Source organism: Kitasatospora sp. NBC_01539 (genome assembly GCF_045040525.1).
GTDB lineage: Bacteria > Actinomycetota > Actinomycetes > Streptomycetales > Streptomycetaceae > Kitasatospora.
Genome location: NZ_CP109390.1, coordinates 5305113 through 5319945 on the forward strand (window position 1 = coordinate 5305113; position 14833 = coordinate 5319945).

The window sequence follows — 14833 nt, forward strand, 5'->3', positions numbered from 1 at the left end:
GCCCGGGGCGGGCGCGGGAGTGCTCACCGTCACATCGGGACGCGGTGAGCACACGGCAACGCCCCCGGGCGTGGATTTGCTTCCGGCATGCGGGACAATGGTGCTCGTGACTCGGATCGTGATCATCGGTGGCGGACCCGGCGGATACGAGGCGGCCCTGGTGGCGGCCCAGCTCGGCGCGGAGGTGACCGTCGTCGACCGCGACGGACTCGGCGGATCGGCGGTGCTGACGGACTGCGTTCCGTCCAAGACCCTGATCGCCACGGCCGAGGTGATGACCACCTTCGACAGCTCCTACGAGGAGCTCGGCATCATCGTGGCCGACGACACCCCGCCGCTGCAGCAGAAGGCCCGGGTGGTCGGCGTCGACCTCGGCAAGGTCAACCGCCGCGTGAAGCGCCTCGCCATCGCGCAGTCCCACGACATCACGCAGGCCGTCACGCGGGCCGGCGTGACCGTGCTGCGCGGCCTGGGCCGGCTCGGCCCCGGCGGCCAGGCGGCCGACGGCTCCCGCGAGGTGCTGGTCGAGCGGGTGGACGGCACCACCGAGGCGCTGCGGGCCGACGCGGTGCTGATCGCCACCGGGGTGCACCCCCGCGAGCTGCCCGACGCCCGGCCGGACGGCGAGCGCATCCTCAGCTGGACCCAGGTCTACGACCTGGACGAGCTGCCCCGCGAGCTGATCGTCGTCGGCTCCGGCGTCACCGGCGCCGAGTTCGCCGGCGCCTACCAGGCGCTCGGATCCAACGTCACCCTGGTCTCCAGCCGCGACCGCGTGCTGCCCGGCGAGGACCCGGACGCCGCCGAGGTGCTGGAGGAGGTCTTCCGCCGCCGCGGCATGAACGTCATGGGCCGCTCCCGCGCCGAGAGCGCCAAGCGGATCGGCGACACGGTCGAGGTCACCCTCGCGGACGGCACGGTGATCGAGGGCACGCACTGCCTCATGGCCGTCGGCTCCGTCCCGAACACCGCGGGCCTGGGCCTGGAGGAGGCCGGGGTGAAGCTCAACGACTGGGGCCAGATCCAGGTCGACCGGGTCTCCCGCACCTCCGCCCCGGGCGTGTACGCGGCCGGCGACTGCACGGGCGTCTTCATGCTCGCCTCGGTCGCCGCCATGCAGGGCCGGATCGCGATGTACCACGTGCTCGGCGACGCGGTGCAGCCGCTCAACCTCAAGACCGTCGCCTCCAACGTCTTCACCGACCCCGAGATCGCCACGGTCGGTTACACCGCCGCCGACGTCTCCTGCGGGAAGATGGACGCCGTCGAGGTGAAGCTGCCGCTGCGCGGCAACCCGCGGGCCAAGATGCAGGGCATCCGGGACGGCTTCGTGAAGCTGTTCTGCCGGCCGGGCACCGGCATCGTGGTCGGCGGTGTCGTCGTCGCGCCGCGCGCGAGCGAACTCATCCATTCGATCTCGCTCGCGGTGGACAACAACTTGACGGTCGAACAGGTGGCCGGCGCGTTCACCGTCTACCCGTCCCTGTCCGGCTCCACCGCCGAGGCCGCCCGGCAGCTGCACATCCGCAAGCGCGAGGGCTCGGACTCCTGACCTGCCGGTGCAGGTCGGGGCGGTCGCGCGGCGGTCGCCCCGGCGCACCACCCGCGTGGCCCAGCGCGCGGGAAGCGGTCGGCGGCGCGAATTGTACGGTCGTGCGCCGCTCCGACGTGAGCGTTTCCCGTTACCAGGTGCAAACGCCTGAAAGCAGACGGTCATTCGGTTACCGTCGGTTCCGTGTTTGCAGCAGAACGTCGCCAGTTGATCCTTGAGATGGTGCGCGCCAACGGAGCGGTCTCGCTCCGGGAACTGGCCCGTGTCGTCCAGACCTCCGAAGTCACCGTCCGTCGGGACGTCCGGGCCCTAGAGGCCGAAGGGCTGCTCGACCGCCGCCACGGCGGCGCGGTGCTTCCCGGAGGCTTCAGCCGGGAGCCCGGCTACCCGCAGAAGACCCATCTCGCCGCGGCCGAGAAGAGCGCCATCGCCGACCTGGCCGCCGGCCTGGTCGAGGAGGGCGACGCCGTGGTCGTGGGCGCCGGCACCACCACGCAGGAGCTGGCCCGCCGGCTCGCCCGGGTGCCCGGCCTCACCGTGGTCACCAACTCCCTGCTGGTGGCGCAGGCCCTCGCGCACGCCAACCGCGTCGAGGTGGTGATGACCGGCGGCACCCTGCGCGGCTCCAACTACGCCCTGGTGGGCAGCGGCGCCGAGCAGTCGCTGGCCGGCCTGCGGGTCTCCAAGGCGTTCGTGTCGGGCAGCGGCCTGACCGCCGAGCGCGGCCTGTCGACCACCAACATGCTGTCGGCGAGCGTGGACCGGGCACTGGTGCAGTCGGCCACCGAGGTGATCGTCCTCGCCGACCACACCAAGCTCGGCGCCGACACGATGTTCCAGACGGTGCCCACCGACGCCATCACCCGGCTGGTCACGGACGAGCAGTCCGCCGCCCACGACCCGACCGCCCGCGAACTGGACGCGCTCGCCGACTGCGGCGTCCAGATCTCGCTGGCCCCGCTCGGGACGCCCGCGGAGCCGCCGGTGCACAGCGGCCCCGCCCACCCCGGGCCGACGGCGCACCAGCCGCCGGGCGGGGCCCCGGCCGGCCTGCGGCGTGCCGCGCCGCCCGGCGCCCCGCTGCCCGGCCAGCGCCGTCCGGGCGCGCACGGCGGCCTGATCGCCCGGCCGCTGGCCACCGGCCGCCCCTGAGCCCGGCCGCGCCCCGGCCGGCTCCCGCCACGACGACGGCCGGCCCGCACCCCGAGGGGTACGGGCCGGCCGTCCGGACGTGACGCGGGTCAGACGTCCTTGATCTCGCAGAGTGCGGCACCGCTGCTGACGCTGGCGCCGACCTCGGCCTTGAGGCCGACGACGGTGCCGGCCTTGTGCGCGTTGAGCGGCTGCTCCATCTTCATCGCCTCCAGGACGACGATCAGCTCGCCCTCGGCGACGACCTGGCCCTCCTCCACGGCGACCTTGACGATGGTGCCCTGCATCGGGGAGGCGAGGGTGTCGCCGCTCGCCGCCGCGCCGGCCTTCTTGGCGCCGACCCGGCGCTTGGCGACCTTCGTGCCGGTCGGCGCGGGGGCGGTGGAGACGCCGAGTGAGGAGGGCAGCGAGACCTCGATCCGCTTGCCGCCGACCTCGACGACCACGGTCTCGCGGGTCTCGGCCTCGTCGCCGTCACCACCGGTGCCGGTGAAGGCCGGGATGGTGTTGTCGAACTCGGTCTCGATCCAGCGGGTGAAGACCTCGAACGGCGCGTCGCTGCCGTGCACCTCGGGCGCGAACGCCGGGTCGGTGACCACCGCGCGGTGGAACGGGATGGCGGTGGCCATGCCCTCGACCGTGAACTCCTCCAGCGCGCGGGCGGCGCGCTGCAGCGCCTGCTTGCGGGTGGCGCCGGTGACGATCAGCTTGGCGAGCAGGGAGTCCCAGGCGGGGCCGATGACCGAGCCGGTCTCCACGCCCGCGTCGAGGCGCACGCCCGGGCCGGACGGCGGCGCGAACAGCGTCACGGTGCCGGGGGCCGGCAGGAAGCCGCGGCCCGGGTCCTCGCCGTTGATCCGGAACTCGATCGAGTGGCCGCGGATCTCCGGGTCGTCGTAGCCGAGCGCCTCGCCGTCGGCGATGCGGAACATCTCGCGGACGAGGTCGAGGCCGGCGACCTCCTCGGAGACCGGGTGCTCGACCTGCAGGCGGGTGTTGACCTCCAGGAAGGAGATCAGACCGTCCTGGGAGACGAGGAACTCGCAGGTGCCCGCGCCGACGTAGCCCGCCTCGCGGAGGATCGCCTTGGACGCGCGGTACAGCTCGGCGTTCTGCTCGTCGGTCAGGAACGGCGCGGGCGCCTCCTCGACGAGCTTCTGGTGGCGGCGCTGCAGCGAGCAGTCGCGGGTGGAGACGACGACGACGTTGCCGTGGCTGTCGGCCAGGCACTGGGTCTCCACGTGCCGCGGCTTGTCGAGGTACTGCTCGACGAAGCACTCGCCGCGGCCGAAGGCGGCGACGGCCTCACGGACGGCCGACTCGTACAGCTCGGGGATCTCCTGGAGCGTGCGGGCGACCTTGAGGCCGCGGCCGCCGCCGCCGAACGCCGCCTTGATGGCGACCGGCAGGCCGTGCTCGGAGGCGAACGCGACGACCTCGTCGGCGCCGGAGACCGGCTCCGGGGTGCCGGCGACCAGCGGCGCGCCGGCGCGCTGCGCGACGTGGCGGGCGGTGACCTTGTCGCCGAGGTCGCGGATGGCCTGCGGCGGCGGGCCGATCCAGGTCAGGCCCGCGCCGATGACGGCCTCGGCGAAGTCGGCGTTCTCGGAGAGGAACCCGTAGCCGGGGTGGACGGCGTCCGCGCCCGAGTCGGCGGCAGCCTTGAGGACCTTGGTGATGTCCAGGTAGCTGGTCGCGGGAGTGTCGCCGCCGAGCGCGTAGGCCTCGTCGGCCGCGCGGACGTGCAGAGCGTCCCTGTCCGGCTCGGCGTACACGGCGACGCTGGCGATACCGGAGTCCCGGCAGGCCCGGGCGACGCGGACGGCGATTTCTCCGCGGTTGGCGATGAGCACCTTGCGCACTGTGGCTCCCTTCGTGAAACCTCGTTGAGTCTAGGGATCCAAACGCACTACCGGCGAGTAGTCCCTGGTGGTGAGCTGGCCCACACGGAGCGTCACCCGTATTCGTGATCACCCGACCACGCTGCGGAAGGCCCTGCAGGTAGGGACGCTACGCGGGGCGGCCGATCCCGGGCCCGCGGCGCCCCGCGGCGGGGCGTGCCGAGCCGTGGCCTTCGCCACACGGCGGTCGCGGAGGGGTCGTCAGACGGTCACGGGTGCCGGTCGCGCGGTGGCCCTGGCCGTCACGTCCGCCGCCTGCTCGACCACGTCCGGGCCGTACGCCTCCGGGTTGACCACCCGGAGTATCACGGCGAACGTGCCGTCCGTGCCGTGCTGCCGGGCCAGGCCGCGGTGGTTGGCCGCCAGGTAGCGGACGGCCGCGTGGTTGGAGGTGGCGGTCTGACCGGATATCAGGAAGACCGGGCGGTCGCCCGATCCGGCGTGCACCCGGGCCAGCAGGACGTACGCCGGGGCGCCGTCCGGTGCGGGCCGGGCGAGCGGGAACGCCTCGTCGCCCGCGGTGATCGTCAGGTCGCCCTCGCCCGAGGCGACGGTGAGTCCGGGCAGCCAGGACGCCAGGTGGGCGGCCGTCCGGTGGTTGGCGGACGGGCCGCCGAGGCAGAACTCGGCCTTGCCGCCGAGCCCCTGGCGCACCTGGTCGTGCGCCACGATCTCGGACCGCGCCCCGCACTCCCGTACGAGGGCGGCGAGTTCCATCATCGCGTACGCGTCGTCGCGCGCCACGGCGGTGGAGGTGCCCGGTCCGCCCTTGCGGGGCACGACCAGCAGGCACTCGGTGCCGGCCGGCATGCCGAAGAACCGACGCACCCGGCCGACCCTCCGCCGTCGGCGGAGGGTCTGGGCGAGCCAGCCGAGGCCCGCGCTGATGGCGCTGGCCACCAGTCCGAGCGCCACGTTCAGAACGCTGTCCGACATCCCCGCTCCCTCCTGCTCGACGGCTGCGCGTCAGCCTAGCGGGGCCCGGTGGGCCGTCGGGTGGCCCGGGGCCACAGTTGTGCGGGCCGCGTTCTGTCCGGATCGACAGGGCTTTCCGGAGGTCCGCCGTCCGGTTGGCCGCAGGGTCTGGCACCCAATGGTCTGGACCATTGACGCGACCGGGGGCGGCCCCTAGCGTGTCCGCGGCGGTCCGCCCGGTCCGCCGGGGACCGACGGGGGAGACACACGATGCGAGCGGTGCGGAGAACGGCGGCCCTGGCCGCGCTGGGGGCCCTGCTGGCCGCGGTGGCGGGCTGCGGCACGGACGGCCCCGGCGCGGCCGCCGCCCCGGCCGCGTCGGCGGCCGCGGAGCGGTACGGCTGCCTGACGGAGGCCCAGGCGGCCGCGGGGTCGGTCCGCATCCCCGGCGGCCTCGCCGACACCGACGCCTACTACCGCGACTCCGACACCGGCGGCGCCCGGGTCGCACTGGTGCTCGCCCACCAGAACGGCGGCTCGCTCTGCGACTGGGTGCCGTACCTCGACGGCTTCACCGGGGCGGGCTACGCGGTCGTGCCGTTCAACGCCAACGGTGACGTCGCCGACGGCTTCGCGGCGGTCGCCGGCTGGCTGAAGGGCAAGGGCGTCACCCGCCTCGTGCTCGTCGGGGCGTCGAAGGGCGGCACGGGCGCCCTGGTGGCGGGCGCGCTGCCCGCGCCGGTGCCGGTCGCCGCGGTGGTGTCGCTGAGCGCCCCGGAGTCGTTCGGCGGCAACAACGCGGCCACCGCGGTCAAGCGGCTCACCGCGCCGGTGTTCCTCGCCGCGGAGGAGCTCGACGCGCCGTTCGCCGACGACGCCCGCAGCCTGCACGCCGCGGCGGCCTCCGCCCACAAGGAGCTCAGGATCTACCCGGGCGGCCACCACGGCGTGCCGCTGCTCGACGACGGCGCGCTGCCCGACGTCCGGGCCTTCCTGGCGGCGTACGCGCCCGCGACGGGCTGAGCTCAGCTCCAGAGGTCGGTGATCCGGACGCCGAGGTCGGCCAGCAGGCGGCGCAGCAGCGGCAGGGAGAGGCCGATGACGTTGCCCGGGTCGCCGTCGATGCCCTCGACGAACGGCGCCGACCGGCCGTCGAGCGTGAACGCCCCGGCGACGTGCAGCGGTTCGCCGGAGGCGATGTACGCGGCGACCTCGGCGTCGTCGGGGGTGCCGAAGCGCACGGTGGTGGAGGCGGTCGCCGAGGACTGCCGGCCGGTGACCGTGTCGATCACGCAGTGGCCGGTGCGCAGCACGCCCTCGCGGCCGCGCATCGACCGCCAGCGCTCCAGGGCCTCGGCGGCGTCGGCGGGCTTGCCGAGCGCCAGGCCGTCGAGCTCCAGGACGGAGTCGCAGCCGACGACCAGCTCGCCGCCGGTCAGGTCGGCGGCGACCGCCTTGGCCTTGGCCTCGGCGAGCACGAGCGCGAGCTCGGCGGGGGTGGCGGCGCTGATCGCGTCCTCGTCGACCCCGCTGACCCGCACCTGCGGGTCGAGGCCGGCCTGGCGGAGCAGTCCGAGCCGGGCCGGGGAGGCGGACGCGAGGACGAGGGTGCGGCGATCGGTCATGCGGCAAGCCTAGGGCCTCCGCCGGGGGCGTACGGGCCGCTCAGCGCACCAGCAGGACGGCGGCGACGAGGGCGAGGGCGGCCAGCAGCGGGCCCGCGCGCCGCAGCATGCGCTGCACCCTCCGCGCTTCGGCGGAGGGTTCGTCGCGGGGGTCGGACCAGAGCACCTCCTCATCCTGTGCGGGGCGGAGGGCGGGCGCCTGAGTACCGGTACTCAAGTTACCGCCGGGTGGGGAGTTCGGCGGCCGGGTCCGCGGGGAACTGAATCCTTGTCAAGGACCTGTAAAGCCAATCCCTCTGCGGCTCACAGGTGACAGAAGGACCGGCAAGACCCCCCCACATCAGGTTTCGCCCCGAGGGAGCCCCCCATGCCCGCAGTCCCCCGCACGTCCGCAGCGCCCCGCACGTCCGCGGTCCCCCGCGAGCCCGTCGACACGGCCAGGCCGTACGTCGTGGGCGCCTTCCGCATCGTCGCCGGCCTGCTCTTCGCCTGCCACGGAGCCGCCTCGCTCTTCGGCGTGCTCGGCGGCGCCAAGGGCGGCGGCACGGTCGACGCCTGGAGCTGGCCCGGCGGGTTCGCCGCGGTGATCCAGCTCGTCGGAGGCGTCCTCGTGCTGCTCGGCCTCGGCACCCGCACGGCGGCCCTGATCTGCTCCGGGTCCATGGCCTACGCCTACTTCTCGGTCCACCAGGAGCACGCGCTCTGGCCGATCCAGAACGGCGGCGAGCCGTCCGTGCTCTTCTGCTGGGTGTTCCTGGCGATCGCGGCCGTCGGCCCCGGCGGCCTCGCCCTCGACGGCCTGCTCGCACGCCGCACCGCCGCGGTGCCCGCCGCGGCCTGACCCCGGCACGGCGAGGGGCCCCGACCGGTACGGTCGGGGCCCCTCGTGCCGGGACGGGCCGGGCGTCAGCGCGCCCAGCCGGAGGTCCGCCAGACGGCGGGCCCGGGGGCGGGCGCCCCGCGCATCCGCCGGGCGTGGTCGCGCCACGGGTCGACCGGGCCGCCCGCCCCGCGGGCCGCCTCTGCGGCGGCCTGTTCTGCGGCGGCCCGGGCTTGGACCACCGCCAGGACGGTGGCCAGCTCCTCGGGGGTCGGCTGCCCGTGCAGCACCTGGATCGGGGCCATGCTCTCAATCCTCTCGTGCGGCGGTCAGAGCGGGATGTTGCCGTGCTTCTTCGGCGGCAGGGTCTCACGCTTGCCGCGGAGTGCCCGCAGCCCGCGCACGATGTGACCGCGGGTCTCGCTGGGCGCGATCACCGCGTCCACGTAGCCCCGCTCCGCGGCCAGGTACGGGTTGAGGAGGGTGTCCTCGTACTCCGCGACCAGCTCGGCCCGCCGGGCGTCGACGTCCGCGCCCGCCTTCGCGGCCTCGGCCAGCTCGCGGCGGTAGACGATGTTGGCCGCGCCCTGCGCGCCCATCACCGCGATCTGCGCGGTCGGCCAGGCGAGGTTCAGGTCGGCGCCCAGGTGCTTGGAGCCCATGACGTCGTACGCGCCGCCGAACGCCTTGCGGGTGATCACGGTGATCAGCGGCACGGTGGCCTCGGCGTACGCGTAGATCAGCTTCGCGCCGCGGCGGATGATCCCGTCCCACTCCTGGCCGGTGCCGGGCAGGAAGCCCGGCACGTCGACGAAGGTCAGCACCGGGATGTTGAAGCTGTCGCAGGTGCGGACGAACCGCGCGGCCTTCTCGCTCGCGTTGATGTCGAGGCAGCCCGCGAGGTCCATCGGCTGGTTGCCGACGACGCCCACCGGGTGGCCCTCGACCCGGCCGAAGCCGGTGATGATGTTGCCCGCGAACAGCGGCTGCGTCTCCAGGAACTCCCCGTCGTCGAGGACGTACTCGATCACCCGGCGCATGTCGTACGGCTGGTTCGCGGAGTCCGGCACGATCGCGTCGAGCTCCAGGTCCTCGTCCGTCACGGAGAGGTCGGCCTGCTCGGGGTAGGCCGGCGGGTCGGAGAGGTTGTTGGAGGGCAGGTACGAGAGCAGGCTCTTGACGTACTCGATCGCCTCCTTCTCGTCCGCGGCCATGTAGTGCGCGTTGCCCGACTTGGCGTTGTGGGTGCGCGCGCCGCCCAGCTCCTCCATGCCGACGTCCTCGCCGGTGACCGTCTTGATGACGTCCGGGCCGGTGATGAACATGTGCGAGGTCTGATCGGCCATCACCACGAAGTCGGTGATCGCGGGGGAGTACACCGCGCCGCCCGCGCAGGGGCCCATGATCAGCGAGATCTGCGGGATCACGCCGGAGGCGTGCACGTTGCGCCGGAAGATCTCGCCGTACAGGCCGAGCGAGACCACGCCCTCCTGGATCCGCGCGCCACCGGAGTCGTTGATGCCGACGACCGGACAGCCGGTCTTCAGCGCGAAGTCCATGACCTTGACGATCTTCTCGCCGAACACCTCGCCGAGCGAGCCGCCGAAGACGGTGAAGTCCTGCGCGAAGACCGCGACCTGACGGCCGTCGACGGTGCCGTAGCCGGTCACCACGCCGTCGCCGTACGGGCGGTTGCGCTCCTGCCCGAAGTTGACGGACCGGTGCCGGGCGAACTCGTCGAACTCCACGAACGAGTCCTCGTCCAGCAGCTCCACCACCCGCTCACGGGCCGTCAGCTTGCCCTTCGCGTGCTGCTTCTCCACGGCCGCGGCGGAGCCGGAGTGCACCGCCTCGTCGATCCTGCGCCGCAGGTCGGCGAGCTTGCCGGCGGTGGTGTGGGGGTCGTACGGCGCCTCGGTCATAGAGGTGGCTCTCCCTGGTCCATGGGCCGCCTCCGAAGCCGACGACGGCCTGAGGGCAGGGCGGCACTGCGACTACCGCGAAGTAGCGTAGCCAGCGCCGGGCGCATCGTGTTATGGCGGGCGACACAGTGTGTCGCCCCGCCATCTGCGGCACGATGGTACGGCCTGTGACCTGCTGCGGATGCCCGCTCGGGCGGGTGCCGGCGCTCCGTCGGGGCACCCGGCCGTCGGTACGCTGACCCGGTGACCGACGCCGAGCACCCCGAGCCCACCCGCCCCCGCCGCAGCGGACTCCGCGGCTTCGGCCACTCCGGCCCCTCGCCCTGGACGGACCTCGAACGCCCCCCGCTGGACACCGACGCGCTCCGCCGCGACCTCGTGGTGCCCGGCGGCCTCTGGACCTCCCTCGACGTCGTCACCGAGACCGGCTCCACCAACACCGACCTCGCCGCCCGCGCGAGGAACGGCGCCCCCGAGGGCGCCGTGCTCGTCGCCGAGTCGCAGAACGCCGGCCGCGGCCGCCTGGAGCGCCGCTGGAGCGCCCCGCCGCGCTCCGGGCTCTTCCTCTCCGTCCTGCTGCGCCCCGCCGACGTGCCGATCGAGCGGTACGGCTGGCTGCCGATCCTGGTCGGGGTGGCCGCGGCCACCACCGTCTCGCGGGTCACCGAGCTGGAGACCGGCCTCAAGTGGCCGAACGACCTGCAGATCACCGTCGGCGGCGAGGAGCGCAAGATCGGCGGCATCCTCACCGAGCTCGGCGGCGGCGCGGTCGTCGCGGGGCTCGGCATCAACGTCACCCTGCGCGCCGACGAACTCCCGGTGCCCACCGCCGGATCGCTCGCCCTGGCCGGTGCAGCCGTCACCGACCGGCAGACCCTGCTGCGCGGCCTGCTCCGCGAGTTCGCCGAGCTGTACGGCGAGTGGCGGGCCGCCGCGGGCGACCCGCACGCCAGCGGGCTGCTGCCCGCCTACACGGCCCGCTGCACCACGCTCGGACGCCCCGTGCGGGTGCAACTCCCCGGCGACCGCGAGCTCCTCGGCGAGGCCGTCGCCGTGGACACCGACGGCCGGCTGGTCGTCCGCACCGCCGACGGCAGCCGCCACCCGGTGGCCGCGGGCGACGTCGTGCACGTCCGGCCGGAACGCCCGGATCCCGCCTGATCCGGACGGATGCCCCGGATCGCGGGATTCCGTGCGAACATTCCACCTGGCAGCGGTGTGAGGCGCGCCACTACCCCAGGGTGGTCGGCCGCCCTTGACAGGCAGGACAAGAGGAAGTGCGGCGACCGCACGGGGATGGACCGGTGGCAGGCGAGGGATCCGGCAGCGGCGGCAACAGCAGCGGCACCGGCAGTGGCGGCAGCGAGGGTCAGGCCGCCGGCGGTGCGGGCGACAACACCGTCGCGCTCGAACTGGAACGGCTGATCCTCGACGCGCCGCGCCGGTACACCCCGTACCAGGCCGCCCGGGCGGCCGACGTGTCGATGGACCTCGCCACCCGCTTCTGGCGCGCCATGGGCTTCCCCGACATCGGGCAGTCGCGGGCGCTCACCGACAACGACGTGATCGCGCTGCGGCGTCTCGCCGGCCTGATCGAGTCCGGCCTTCTCAGCGAGTCGATGGCGATCCAGGTGGCCCGGTCGACCGGCCAGACCACCGCGCGCCTCGCCGGCTGGCAGATGGACACCTTCCTGGAGAACCTCACCCAGGCCGTCGAACCGGGCCTCACCCGGGCCGAGGTCGCCTACCCGCTGACCGAGCTGCTCCTGCCCGAGCTGGAGCAGTTCCTCGTCTACGTCTGGCGCCGTCAGCTCGCCGCCGTCACCGGCCGGGTGGTGCATGCCGCGGAGGACACCGAGATCACCAGCGGCCGGCTCGCCGTGGGCTTCGCCGACCTGGTCGGCTTCACCCGGCTCTCCCGCCGCCTGGAGGAGGAGGAGCTCGGCGAGCTCGTCGAGACCTTCGAGAACACCTGCTCCGACCTGATCGTCGGCCAGGGCGGCCGCGTGATCAAGACGCTCGGCGACGAGATCCTCTACGCCACCGAGGACCCCGTGGTCGCGGCCGAGATCGCCCTGGCGCTCGTCGAGACGCTCGCCAAGGAGGACACCATGCCGGCGCTCCGGGTCGGCATGGCGTTCGGCACCGTCACCTCGCGGATGGGCGACGTCTTCGGCACCACCGTCAACCTGGCCAGCCGCCTCACCTCGATCGCCCCGCGCGACGCCGTCCTCGTCGACGGCGAACTCGCGGCCGCGATGGAGCAGACCGGCGCGGTGCCGCCGTACGTCCCGGAGGATCCGGCCGGGCACCAGGCCGCGGTCGGCTTCCCGTTCCACCTGCAGCCGATGTGGCGGCGGCCGGTGCGCGGGCTCGGCCTCGTCGAGCCCTGGCTGCTGACCCGGAGCCGCGACGCCGAGTGACGCGCGGCGCCCGCACGGTGCGGAGCGGGACCTCGCCCCGGGGCCCGGGCGGTCGGCGGACACGTGCGGCCCGTTCGGACGCGCCGACCGCGAGCCCTGCCATGACAAATCGGGCATAGCGGTACCGAAGCGCCATAATCGTGATCCAGAATGGAAGCGCACCCGCGCGGACGGACCAAGGGACGAGGCGATCCGGTTGAGCGGCGACGCGACCACGGCGGAGCAGCCCGCGCGGTCCCCCTCCTCCCTCGACGCCCGGCTGCAGGCCGTCGTCGAGCTGGCCCACGACATGGCGGGTGCGCTGACCCCGCTGGAGGCCGTCCGTGCGGCCGCCGTCCGCGCCACCGCCGCACTCGGCGCCACCATGGCCGCCGTCTCCGTCTGGGACCGCGAGTCCGGCCGGCTCCGGGTGCTCGCCAACTACGGCGAGCTCGCCGCCGGGGAGGAGGAGTTCCCCGAGGACGAGTCGTACCCGGTGGCCGACTTCCCCGAGATCGTCACCTACCTGGAGGAGCACTGGACCACCGGCCGGCTGCCCCGGGCCTGGGTGCAGACCGCCGAGGACATCGACCCCGCGCCCGTGCAGGGCCACCCCGGCACCGGCGCCTTCTGCCGGCAGCGCGCCGCCGGGCTGCGCCGCCGCGGCCGGGAGTGCTGCCTCGTCGCCCCGATCGTGCTGCACGGCCAGGCCTGGGGCGAGCTGTACCTCGCCCGCGCCGCCGGCCTGCCGCTCTTCGCCGACGAGGACGCCGACTACGCGACCCTGCTCGCCGCGCAGATCTCCGCAGGCCTCTCGCAGACCGAACGCCTCGCCGACCTCCGCCGGCTGGCCTTCACCGACCCGCTCACCGGGCTCGCCAACCGCCGCGCCGTCGACGCCCGGCTGGAGGGCGCCCTGCAGGCGCACAACCGCGACAACACCGTCGTCAGCCTCGTCGTCTGCGACGTCAACGGGCTCAAGCGGGTCAACGACCTGCTCGGCCACGAGATGGGCGACCGGCTGCTCGAACGCTTCGCCCACCAGCTCTCGCTCTGCGCCGCCAAGCTCCCCGGCAGCCTGGCCGCCCGGCTCGGCGGCGACGAGTTCTGCCTGCTCGTCGAGGGCCAGAAGGCCGACGAGGTCGTCGCCGTCGCCGAGGAGCTCTGCACCCGGGCCCTGCAGCTCACCGAGGGCGAGGGCGTCGCCTGCGGCGTCGCCTCCACCGGCGACTCCATCGGTCCGGTCTCCACCGCCGACCGGCTCTTCCGGCTGGCCGACGCCGCCCAGTACCGGGCCAAGGCCTCCCGGGCCGCCCATCCCGTGGTCGCCGGCCGCAGCCACGGGCCCGGCTACGCCCCGGACCCGACCGTGCTGCTCGCCGACGCCGCCGACCCCCACCACCGGGCCGACGGGCGCCGCGGCGGCCCCGGCCAGCGCGGCAACGGCGACCGCCGGCGGTTTCGCGGAGCGGCCCGCAGCGCCGATCCGGGCCAGCTGCTCGCCACCGTGCTCGCCGCCCTCGACCAGAACGACACGCTGCGCACCAGCCACCCCGCCGACACCCTCGCCCGGATGGTCACCGTCGCCGAGTCCTCCGCCCGGCTCCTCGACGCCGTCGCCTGGTGGGTCTCGTACGTGCCGCCGGGCTCGCACCTCATGCGCACCGCCCAGCACGCCGTCTACCGCATGACGAGCGGCCCGAGCAGCTCCGGGGCGGCCACCCAGCGCGCCCAGATCGAGGCTCCCGACGCCGTCTTCGACCTGCGGCACTACCCGCAGACCCGGCGGGCCTCCCGCGGCGGCGGCTTCTCGCTGCGGGCGGGTGCGACCGGCAACGACCCGGCGGAGGAGGCGGTCATGGTGGTCAGCGGGTACCGGGCGATGGTCGCCGCCGGCGGCCCCAACGCGGCGGGCGGCTGGCTGGTCGAGCTCTTCGCGGACGACTCCACCCTGCCGCTCGGTCAGGTCGCGCCCGCCCTGCGGGCGCTGGTGGCCGTCGCGCTGTCCGGCCCGTCCTCCCCGCCGCCGGACTGACCGCGCCGCGTCCCGGGGACGTCACAGCTGGGCCACAGGCCCTCCGGCGGGACTGTGCCGCACCGGAGCGGGCATGCGACAGTGGCACGGCATCGGCAACGGGGGCCCTGGGAGGGACCATGCGTACACGGCTGGCGGGAGCACTTCTCGCACTGGCGCTGGCGGTCGGCGGGACCGCACTGGCAGGCGGCGAGGCGGTGGCCGCCACGCGCGCGGCGGCGGTCCGGGAGGCGCCCGCGGCCGCGGCGCGGGCGGGCGCGGGCACCGAGGTGCTCGCCGGGTCCGCCTCCACGAGCAGGTCCAGGTCGGCGGGCAAGAGCGGCTACGTCGCCAAGTCGAAGTCCAAGTCGAAGTCGAAGTCGAAGAGCAAGAAGAAGTCGGGCTTCTTCGGCACGATCGTCGGCGTGGTCGTCGGCATCGTCGTGCTGGGCATCCTGGTCGTCGTCGTGATCGCCGTCGTGGTCGCGATGCGCAAGCGCAACCGGAACTGACCCGCGGCGCCCGGCCGG

General features: G+C 74.4%; 13 protein-coding genes and 1 pseudogene. 8 read left to right on the forward strand and 6 right to left on the reverse strand.

The features are described from left to right. Nucleotides 1–97 precede the first annotated feature (97 nt). Complete coding sequence (locus OG335_RS23045) at nucleotides 98–1552, forward strand: NAD(P)H-quinone dehydrogenase (RefSeq protein ID WP_405013020.1); 1455 nt, start codon at nucleotides 98–100, stop codon at nucleotides 1550–1552. Nucleotides 1553–1735: 183 nt separating this feature from the next. Further along, nucleotides 1736–2704, forward strand: coding sequence for a DeoR/GlpR family DNA-binding transcription regulator (locus tag OG335_RS23050; RefSeq protein WP_405013021.1), 969 nt, complete (start codon nucleotides 1736–1738; stop codon nucleotides 2702–2704). Nucleotides 2705–2793: 89 nt separating this feature from the next. Here OG335_RS23050 and OG335_RS23055 read toward each other — a convergent pair whose 3' ends face one another. Next, nucleotides 2794–4566, reverse strand: a complete 1773-nt coding sequence (locus OG335_RS23055; protein ID WP_405013022.1) for an acetyl/propionyl/methylcrotonyl-CoA carboxylase subunit alpha — start codon at nucleotides 4564–4566, stop codon at nucleotides 2794–2796. A gap of 240 nt (nucleotides 4567–4806) precedes the next feature. Continuing rightward, nucleotides 4807–5541: a hypothetical protein gene (locus tag OG335_RS23060; RefSeq protein ID WP_405013023.1), complete on the reverse strand. Its 735-nt coding sequence runs from the start codon at nucleotides 5539–5541 to the stop codon at nucleotides 4807–4809. Between the two features lie 258 nt (nucleotides 5542–5799). On the opposite strand from OG335_RS23060, the gene OG335_RS23065 reads away from it, so the two are divergent. Next, complete coding sequence (locus OG335_RS23065) at nucleotides 5800–6543, forward strand: hypothetical protein (protein WP_405013024.1); 744 nt, start codon at nucleotides 5800–5802, stop codon at nucleotides 6541–6543. 2 nt (nucleotides 6544–6545) lie between these two features. Here the strand turns inward: OG335_RS23065 and OG335_RS23070 are convergent, their stop codons facing one another. Both OG335_RS23070 and mmpB read right to left on the reverse strand, forming a co-directional pair. Further along, complete coding sequence (locus OG335_RS23070) at nucleotides 6546–7145, reverse strand: nucleoside triphosphate pyrophosphatase (RefSeq protein ID WP_405013025.1); 600 nt, start codon at nucleotides 7143–7145, stop codon at nucleotides 6546–6548. Nucleotides 7146–7185: 40 nt separating this feature from the next. Next, nucleotides 7186–7311, reverse strand: coding sequence for a morphogenic membrane protein MmpB (gene mmpB / locus OG335_RS23075; protein WP_405013026.1), 126 nt, complete (start codon nucleotides 7309–7311; stop codon nucleotides 7186–7188). A gap of 201 nt (nucleotides 7312–7512) precedes the next feature. Here mmpB and OG335_RS23080 point away from each other — a divergent pair, with 201 nt between their 5' ends. Continuing rightward, on the forward strand, nucleotides 7513–7986 hold the full coding sequence (locus tag OG335_RS23080; RefSeq protein WP_405013027.1) for a DoxX family protein: 474 nt from the start codon (nucleotides 7513–7515) through the stop codon (nucleotides 7984–7986). Between the two features lie 65 nt (nucleotides 7987–8051). Here the strand turns inward: OG335_RS23080 and OG335_RS23085 are convergent, their stop codons facing one another. Then, nucleotides 8052–8270 carry an acyl-CoA carboxylase subunit epsilon gene (locus tag OG335_RS23085; RefSeq protein ID WP_405013028.1) on the reverse strand — a complete coding sequence of 73 codons (219 nt, stop codon included), beginning with the start codon at nucleotides 8268–8270 and terminating at the stop codon, nucleotides 8052–8054. A 24-nt stretch (nucleotides 8271–8294) separates the two neighbouring features. Further along, nucleotides 8295–9887 (reverse strand): acyl-CoA carboxylase subunit beta, encoded by a 1593-nt coding sequence (locus tag OG335_RS23090; protein ID WP_405013029.1) that lies wholly within the window; start codon nucleotides 9885–9887, stop codon nucleotides 8295–8297. A 348-nt stretch (nucleotides 9888–10235) separates the two neighbouring features. On the opposite strand from OG335_RS23090, the gene OG335_RS23095 reads away from it, so the two are divergent. From OG335_RS23095 to OG335_RS23110, 4 genes and pseudogenes are all read left to right on the forward strand, one after another. Then, the gene (locus tag OG335_RS23095) at nucleotides 10236–11048 is read left to right on the forward strand and encodes a biotin--[acetyl-CoA-carboxylase] ligase (protein ID WP_405015490.1); all 813 of its coding nucleotides are present in this window, start codon (nucleotides 10236–10238) and stop codon (nucleotides 11046–11048) included. Between the two features lie 143 nt (nucleotides 11049–11191). Further along, entirely contained in the window at nucleotides 11192–12310 is a 1119-nt protein-coding gene (locus OG335_RS23100; protein ID WP_405013030.1) for an adenylate/guanylate cyclase domain-containing protein, read from the forward strand. A 289-nt stretch (nucleotides 12311–12599) separates the two neighbouring features. Beyond that, a pseudogene (locus tag OG335_RS23105) lies at nucleotides 12600–13730 on the forward strand (diguanylate cyclase domain-containing protein); the annotation flags it as partial. A 713-nt stretch (nucleotides 13731–14443) separates the two neighbouring features. Then, the gene (locus OG335_RS23110) at nucleotides 14444–14815 is read left to right on the forward strand and encodes a hypothetical protein (protein ID WP_405013031.1); all 372 of its coding nucleotides are present in this window, start codon (nucleotides 14444–14446) and stop codon (nucleotides 14813–14815) included. Nucleotides 14816–14833 lie beyond the last annotated feature (18 nt).